Source organism: Tepidiforma sp. (assembly GCF_034433535.1).
In the GTDB taxonomy this organism is placed as follows: Bacteria; Chloroflexota; Dehalococcoidia; order Tepidiformales; family Tepidiformaceae; genus Tepidiforma.
In genome coordinates this window covers 1-1629 of the sequence record NZ_DAOUAO010000025.1, presented here as the reverse complement: position 1 = coordinate 1629, position 1629 = coordinate 1, and the positions used below count along the sequence as shown (strand labels likewise).

Below are 1629 nucleotides of genomic sequence, written 5' to 3'. Positions count from 1 at the left end.
CGCTGGCTGGCCGCCGCCATCGCCAACAGCCTGCTCCTCATCGCCGCGGCGGCGCTGCTCGCCCGGCGGCGCCTCCCGCCGCTATGACCCCTTCGGGCAGGCCAGCGCCTCGCTGAACACCGGGCTCAGCGGCTCCGGCACCGCGCCCTCCAGCGCCGGCACGTTCCCCGTCACCCGCGATTCCCGCGCCGCCACCACCTCGCCGCCGAACTCCCGGAAGGCCACCACCGCCCGGTGCGGGCCCTCGCCCAGCGGCACCGCGGCCCCGTCCCGCGCCAGCTCCAGCTGGAAGCAGACCGTCCCCACGTACGCGGTCGTGGCCCCCGCCGACCACCGCGCCACGGTCTCCCCCTTGCCATCGAGCAGCCAGAATTCGAACCCCGCGCCCGGGTGCGTACGCACCTGCAGCACCACCTGCAGGCTCGGCTGCTCGTTCTCCAGCTTCGAAAACGTGGCCAGCGAGAAATGCAGCTCCCAGTCCGAAGGCGGGTCCTTCGGTGCCGGCGGCTGCTCCGCCGGCCGGTAGGCCACGTTCCCGGTCGTCGTCCCGATCAGCGCCCGCAGCGAGGGCGACGTCGCATACGACTTGTCCTTCAACCCGCAGCCGGCGGCTGCCAGCGCGAGCGTCCCGATCACCATCAGCAGCAGGAATCTTCGCACAGCTCCATTGTGCCGCTCCAGCGCTTAGCGCGCCGGTGCGCCCGCTGCCCGGGCCGCCCCGGCCCCGGAAGGCTCGCGCAGCAGCACCATGCAGCCCACCGCCACCGCGTTCAGCCCCACCGCCACGAGGATCGGCGTGTCGTAGCTCCCGGTGCGGTCGAAGAGGGCGCCCGCCATCGTCGGGCCTACCAGCGAGCCGATCGCCGCCGCCGAGTAGATCAGCCCGAGCACCGCGCCGAAACTTCGCCCCGCGAAGTAGTCCGCTGCCAGCGCCGGGCTGAGCGCCACGAAGCCGCCGTAGGCCGCGCCGAACGCCAGCGCGAACACTACCAGCGCCCATGCGCCGGGCACCAGCAGCCACCAGAGCAGGCAGCAGCCCATCGCCGTGAAGGTCGCGGCCTGCGCCCGCCGCCGCCCCAGGCGGTCGGCCGAACCGCCCAGCAGCAGCCGCCCGCCGATGCTCCCGACCCCGATCAGCCCGATGAGCAGCGTCCCGAAGGCTTCCGAGTGTCCCTCGTCCTTCGCAAACGGCACCAGGTGCGCGAACGGGATGAAGATCCCCAGGCTCGTTGCCAGCCCCGACCCGAACAGCAGCCAGAACGGTCCGCTGCGCAGCGCCTCGCGCACCCCCGGCCCGCCCGCCGGCCCCGCACTCCCTGCGGGCCGCGTATCGCCGTCTGGCCAGAGCCCCCGCGCCTCGGGCGAAGGCTCGATCAGCCGGGCCGCGGGCAGCCCGATGAGCAGCACCGCGGCCCCCACCACCGCGTACGCCTGCCGCCAGCCGAGCGCCTCGATGCTGACTGCCGCCAGCAGCGGCACCGCCAGCGTCCCCGCCCCGATGCCGGCGACCGCCAGCCCCGAGGCCGTCCCCCGCCGCCGCACGAACCAGCGCTGGACCGCACCCACCGCCGGCACATAGGCCAGACCTACGCCGAGCCCCACGCCCAGGCTGAAGGTCAGGTACACCTG

Annotated in this window: 2 protein-coding genes; both read right to left on the bottom strand. The window is 74.3% G+C overall.

Going from position 1 to position 1629, the window contains the following annotated elements; genetic code table 11:
• Nucleotides 1-81: 81 nt before the first annotated feature.
• The gene (locus VAE46_RS01610; RefSeq protein ID WP_322795158.1) at nucleotides 82-660 is read right to left on the bottom strand and encodes a hypothetical protein; all 579 of its coding nucleotides are present in this window, start codon (nucleotides 658-660) and stop codon (nucleotides 82-84) included.
• 24 nt (nucleotides 661-684) lie between these two features.
• A partial coding sequence (locus tag VAE46_RS01605) for an MFS transporter (protein WP_322795157.1) occupies nucleotides 685-1629 on the bottom strand: 945 nt, incomplete at its 5' end.